This window comes from Allobosea sp. P1_A7, from assembly GCF_056406775.1.
In genome coordinates, this window is record NZ_JBFTZN010000326.1 from 1 (window position 1) to 6,174 (window position 6,174).

At 61.9% G+C, this 6,174-nt stretch carries 3 protein-coding genes and 4 pseudogenes; 5 read left to right on the forward strand and 2 right to left on the reverse strand.

Going from position 1 to position 6,174, the window contains the following annotated elements; genetic code table 11:
• The coding region (locus AC1D34_RS32865) for a porin (protein WP_476826500.1) at window positions 1-1,040 on the reverse strand (1,040 nt) is incomplete at its 3' end.
• Between the two features lie 712 nt (window positions 1,041-1,752).
• On the opposite strand from AC1D34_RS32865, the pseudogene AC1D34_RS32870 reads away from it, so the two are divergent.
• Window positions 1,753-1,860: pseudogene (locus AC1D34_RS32870) on the forward strand (transposase); the annotation flags it as partial.
• Between the two features lie 426 nt (window positions 1,861-2,286).
• Here the strand turns inward: AC1D34_RS32870 and AC1D34_RS32875 are convergent.
• Window positions 2,287-2,963 (reverse strand): annotated as a pseudogene (locus tag AC1D34_RS32875) (IS110 family RNA-guided transposase); the annotation flags it as partial.
• 218 nt (window positions 2,964-3,181) lie between these two features.
• Between AC1D34_RS32875 and AC1D34_RS32880 the strand changes: the two are divergent.
• From AC1D34_RS32880 to AC1D34_RS32895, 4 genes and pseudogenes are all read left to right on the forward strand, one after another.
• A pseudogene (locus AC1D34_RS32880) lies at window positions 3,182-4,285 on the forward strand (IS110 family RNA-guided transposase); the annotation flags it as partial.
• Window positions 4,286-4,609: 324 nt separating this feature from the next.
• Window positions 4,610-5,119, forward strand: a pseudogene (locus AC1D34_RS32885) (IS630 family transposase); the annotation flags it as partial.
• A gap of 308 nt (window positions 5,120-5,427) precedes the next feature.
• Window positions 5,428-5,727 carry a hypothetical protein gene (locus tag AC1D34_RS32890; protein WP_476826501.1) on the forward strand — a complete coding sequence of 100 codons (300 nt, stop codon included), beginning with the start codon at window positions 5,428-5,430 and terminating at the stop codon, window positions 5,725-5,727.
• Between the two features lie 14 nt (window positions 5,728-5,741).
• On the forward strand, window positions 5,742-5,948 hold the full coding sequence (locus AC1D34_RS32895) for a hypothetical protein (RefSeq protein WP_476826502.1): 207 nt from the start codon (window positions 5,742-5,744) through the stop codon (window positions 5,946-5,948).
• Window positions 5,949-6,174 lie beyond the last annotated feature (226 nt).

Sequence of the window (6,174 nt, forward strand, 5' to 3'; positions counted from 1 at the left end):
TCGATGACGATGTCCGCAGCGGCGAGCGAGCCGTCGATGACGATGTCCGCAGCGGCGAGCGAGCCGAGGCGGCCGTAGCCATAGGTGCCGCCGTAGCCGAGGTAGGAGCCCATGCCCTCAGCGTAAGCTGCCTGCAACCACAGGACGTCGCCAGCGGCGAGCATCGGCAGGTTGAACTTCAGGCCGCCCTGGATAGCCCAAGTGGTCTCGTCACCGCCGCGGATGGCGGTGTTGTTAAAACCGGGGGCAAGAACATTTGCCGGGGTGCTGGCAACGTTACGCTGACCAATGGCACCCGACAGCTGAGCGGAGCCCCAGCCCTGGGTCACGTTCAACGCACCGACGAGGTCCGGCATCTCGCTGCCCTCGAGGACCGGAGCAGCGCCGTTGAAGGCGAGAGCGTTGCGGACAACCGCGTTACGGCCGGCCAGGCGGTCTTCGAGCGAGATCGTGGCCGAGAAGCCCGAGCCGAAGGTCGCGGTGTAGGCCAGCAGGTTCGGGCTGTTGTCCGAGCCGCGGAGCGAGCTGAAGCCGAGGTCGTTGGCGTAGAAGTCGAAGAAAGACTGCGCGCGACCAGCGGTGATCGGTCCGAACTGGATGAAGCCCTTRTCGAGGCTGATGCCAGTCGTGTTGCTRTTGGCGCCAGCAGCGCCGTTGGCGAAGATCGCGCCGCCGTTCAGCGCGCCGTAGCCGTACGGGCCGGTCGAAACCGTGACGTCATAACGGATGAAGGTGCGCAGGGTGCCGTAAGCGGTGGCGGTGCGCAGGTCGATGTTCAGACGACCACGAGCGCGGGTGCCGTACGAGTCCTGMARRTCGCCCCAACGCTCGCCGAAKGTGTACTCAGCGCGGAGACGGCCGCCGATGCGMAGGCAGCTATCGGTGCCGGGGATGTAGAAGAAGCCGCTGCCATAGGCGGTGCAGACGCGAACGTATTCGACCGGAGCGGCCTTCCGCGAGGGAAGRTCGGCGGCCTGAGCCCCGGCGACCGCGGCGAAGCCGGCGGCRGAACCGAGGAGGAGGCTCTTAACGAGCTTCATTGGTAACCTCCAAAAGAGTTTCGAGACCCTCGGGCTTCRGCGTGTTCTTGACGATCGGCCCCAGGAGACCAAACCGGCGAACCCGCCTATCCCGGTCTTTCGCCCACGTCCCTGAACCATTCAGAGGCGAAGACGAAAAACAGCGACCGGGAACGTCCCGACGCATCTCCACAATACGAAAGCCGGGTGGCCGATCAACCTCAATCACCGCGCCGGGGCCAATTGTCGACCCCCTGTGGCTATCAAGCCACATCTACGTTACCTGCGGGCCGAAGAATTATAGAGATAAACAGACAGGGTACATGCCGCAGTCCGGCATCATCGGTGAATATAATTGGTATATAAAAGATTAATATTCCAATTAATGCTTGGATTTCGCCCAGTTAATTTAGTAATCAGCTAGAATCGAATCTCGAACCCGGCAGGCCTGGGCGGCTCTAGAGCCATTATTTGAATCAAGTACTTATTTATTTGGGCGGCGTATCATTGGCGCCAGAGCAATAATGTTTCTTGTCAAAATCCTGTTAAATCTGATGCTTTAACAAGCCTGCGGTTGGCTCACGCAATAGACAATAACGTTATCGCTGGCCGCACGTCCGAATCATGCAGTAAGCCGATTGGCAAACCTTGGTCGACGAGTTGAAGAAGGCGCTGCGAACGGGGTTCTGTCAGCGGAGCTAGACACGGTGAGGCTGCTGCCGGGAAGCCTCCTCGCCGCAACGCTTCGAAGGAGACGGGTCGGGGCGGGAGCTCGAAGGTGGAGTTGCGGATACCGCGTGACCGGGAAGACACCTTTGATCCGAAGCTGATCGCGAAGTATTAGCGCCGCTTCCCACATCACATTCCCACCGACGGCTCCTTCGGGATCGGAACATAGTTTGGATCGGATTGGAGAGCGTAGGCAGCGTGCTATCGCTGTCCGTTGTCGACGCGAAGATTGAGCCATGTTCTGCCCGTCAGCTCTGGGCTGAGCGCGGCGTCGAATCAATGGTCAAGAATGCGAGCTTAATGCGCGACCACATCGGGAGAGCCGTCGAACGCTTCAGAAGCGCCGGCTCGCCATTGTACCTGTCGAATCATTGACACTGGCGCTTTCGAGTTTTCTTCAGGAGGATAATCAACTTCGGGGTGGTCGATGGGCTTGCGGTTCGCAGGTTTGAACCGAAATTCCGCGCCCGACACGATTCGAACGTGCGGCTTTAACTCGAGGACAGTGTACCCAAATGCAGAAGGCCTGAAGGTCGGCTAACGCTGAAGCGATCGTGACGCCGACGCCGGGTATCTTCAACAAGCGCTTCGCTGCGTCGTTTTCCTTGGCGAAGGCCGCAAACTCCGCATCAAAAACAGCGATCCGTCGATCGAGCTTCGTCCATTGTGCGCGCATGTCGGCGATGAGGACGCTCACTCTCGGGCTGAGCCCCGACTGGTTATTATCTTCGGCCATCAGCGCGTCGACAGATTGTTCGAGCTTGCGTTTGCCTTGAGGAACAACGATTCCACGCTCCAGCAAAATGGCGCGCAACTGGTTGATCAGCGCAGTCCTTTCGCCGACCAGCCTGTCGCGCGATCGATGCAGCGTCTGGATGTCGAGTTGGTCCTGGGTCTTCAAATCGACAAAACGCATGGTCGGCCGCGTCGCGGCTTCGGCAACTCCCTCGGCATCGCGATCGTCGTTTTTCTGGGCTTTGACGTAGGGGCGCACGTATTCCGGCGACATCAGCCGGACGTCATGCCCATTGCTGGCAAAAAGGCGCCCAAGATGATGCGCGCCGCAGCAGGCCTCCATGGCGACGACGCACGGAGGGAGTTTGGCCACCTCGGCCGTGTCGCCCGTCGGCGCAGGACCACTGCCCCAGAGCTATCGAGGCCGACGACGCTGCAAATATTCTTGCCGAGGTCGATTCCGAGCACGCTAATGTTCATGACCTTTTCCTCCGGTTGGGCCTTCGGCAAAACTACAATGCCGGAAGGAGGGGCGGGCCATTCCATAAGCTTCGCGACGACGCTGAGCGCGCATCTGGCKGGTGTCGCCAAGCGCAAGACGGTGGAGATCTGGTTCCAGATGCTATGAGGGCGGACACCGCCGGGGCTGATCGTTCAAACTGGCAGGCATCCGCACTCAGATCAGGGAGCCTGCCATCATGCCGTCTGAGAACACCATCCGCATCGCCATCGAACTCAGCGTCTCATCGTGGCTCGTCGCTGCCCGGCTACCAGGCGCCGAGAAGTCGCGACTGCACCGCATCGATGGGGGCGACACGACGGCGCTGCTGGCGCTGATCGTCATATTGCGATCGCGCACGTCGGCCAAGCTCKGGCAGACCGTCGATGTCGCATGTTGCTTCGAGGCCGGCCGGGACGGCTTCTGGCTGCACAGATGGCTGACGGCGCATGACATCGTTGCCTACGTGCTTGAGCCGACCAGCATCCTCGTAAACCGACGCGCCCGCCGGGCCAAGACCGACAGGCTCGATGCCGAAGGCATGCTGCATGTGCTCGCAACCTGGCTGGGTGGTGACCGGCGAGTGTGCAGCATGGTGCGCGTGCCGACGCCTGAGGAGGAGGATGCCAAACGACCACACCGCGAGCGTGAGCATCTCGTACAAGAGAGGCTCCGCATCGAGAACAGGATCGAGGCGCTGTTGTTCACGCAGGGCATCCGGGGAAGGCCGTCGCTACGCTCCTGGGAGCGCGACATGGCCGAGCTACGCACGGGGGACGGTCGCGCGCTGCCTTCGCTGATGCATGCCGAGCTCAACCGCCTTCGACGCCGGCTCGTGCTGACTTTGGAGCTAATCCGCGAGATGGAGGCCGAGCGCGCCGAAGCCCAGGCCGCCACGATCGAGGACACAGCGACCCGGAAGATCACGGCCCTGCAACGCATCCGGGGCATCGGCGCGAACTTCTCCACCGTGCTGGTGCGCGAGGTGCTTTACCGCCCCTTCGCCAACCGCCGCCAACTCGCCAGCTACGTCGGCATCGCACCCATGCCCTATCAGAGCGGCGGCATGGACCGCGACCGAAGCATCAGCCGGGCGGGCAATCCCAGAGCACGCACGGCACTGATTCAGCTCGCCTGGCTGTGGCTGCGCTATCAGCCAGACAGTGTGCTTTCCGCTTGGTTCCGTAAGCGCGTGGGCACCCTACAGGGGCGCACGCGGCGGATCGCCATCGTAGCCATGGCGAGAAAGCTTCTGATCGCGCTCTGGCGCTACGCCGATACTGGCGTCATGCCGGACGGCGTCGAGATCAGGGCGGCGGCAGAGGTTGCGGCTGAAACTCACGGGATTGTCGCACGCGGCATCACCGCCGGGGCGATACGGGAAGCGCGACCGTCTTCTTCTTTGGTAGCGTTCAGCTGCCGCGTTTCAGGTGGGTCGCGTCTCACCTGGGCAACGCCTCGTGTATGAGGCATTATGGTGCGGGCTCCCTCGCAGGACCCGACCGCATGTAAGGTTACGCAGCAGCTGCTGCGATGCAGGACGGCCCGGGATCCGAGAGCTGCAGCACTTCGACCAACCAACCACGGAGGACCGCATGCAGAAATGCCGTTGACCGCTGAACCCTCATGTAAGGACGAGGCCCGCATCGGCCAGAAGAACGGCCTTGTCCGGCAATGGGCCAGGCGCGGAACGAGGCCGCGCCAACCGGCCGACCAGCGCTACGAAAGCGCCTATCTCTTCGGAGCGATCTGTCCGGCACGGGGCGTCGGCGCAGCGCTCGCCATGCCCTTCGCCGACACCCACGCCATGCAGGCCCATCTCGACGAGATCGCCAGGACGGTGGCCAAGGGCGCGCATGCAGTCTTGCTGCTCGACCGCGCCGGATGGCACACCACCGGCAAGCTCGTCGTGCCCGCAAACATCTCCCTGATCTTTGTGCCCTCCCGCGCACCGGAACTGAACCCGGTTGAAAATCTCTGGCAGTATCTGCGCGCCAACTGGCTCTCCAACCGCGTCTTCGACACCTACGACGGTATCATCGACGCCGCCTGCGACGCATGGAACCGCCTCGTCGCACAGCCAAAGACCATCACCTCAATCGGAATGCGAGAGTGGGCTCATGTCGGTCAATCATGAGGGCCGTTGGTATAACAACCGATTTTTCATGAACCAAGACGCCCGACTGCGGGACGCTGTCAAAGTCCCGAACGGGCCAACCCAATATCATCGCGGAGCCGATTTCTCCGCACAGGCCGCCAGGCCCCCGTCGGCCCCAGCGCTTGCAGTAATAGCAGCGAAAGCGAAGCACGATCCACGGATCGTGCCGGAGATCCGTCTCCAGGGTCGGCGGAATGGTGGGCCTGATCGACATCGGAAGATGACATTTGACTCGCGCTTGAATGAGAACAAAGTTAGAACATCCAAGCACCCCAAGGAGTCAAGCTATGCTGCCGTCGCCTACCCCCGCAGGAACTACCCTGTCTGGCCGCGAGGCCGAGCAGATCATCGCCCGCGGCGGGAATTTCGAGTTGAGCCGGGTCCAATTGAACATCGGCGAGGTGCAGAAGCTGGTTGTTTTCGATCCGCCCTATCGCCTGGCGAATGGCGAGGACTACGCCTTCTTCCTGCCGGGCGACGGCAAGCCGCAGCTCTGGCTGGTCGAGCAATCCGCCGGCGACCCTTGGCACTGGCTCCGCGAGGCAAGGTGCGTCGGGTTCAATGACAACGAGGCGACGCGGCACTGACGATGCGGGGCGCGATGGCCATCACCGATACCCTGGAATGGTTGGCGGCTCGGCAGCGCGTGGCCGAGATCGAGGACGCGCGCCCTGGAAGCCCCGAAGCCAACGAATGGGCGGAGCTCGACTATGCGGCCTTCTGCTGGGAGGAGGACCACATGCCGCCGCTCATATTCGAACCTTGTCCCGTTCCAGAGCCGATGAACCGCCTCCAAATCCCCTTCTGAAAACCGGCATGATCCCCTTCCGGCTCCCCCTCCGCATCAAGCGCAATCAGTCATGCTATCGGGTAATGGACGCTGGCGAGCGCGTCCTAGCCTTTGTTTACTTCGAAGAAGATGCAGGGATGCGCATGGTAAGCCCCGCTCACAAGTGGACGAGCTCGGAAGCTCAGACGATCGCAAAGCAGATAGCCCGCAGTTTGATCGACGCCGCGCGCTGAGAGAGCTTTCG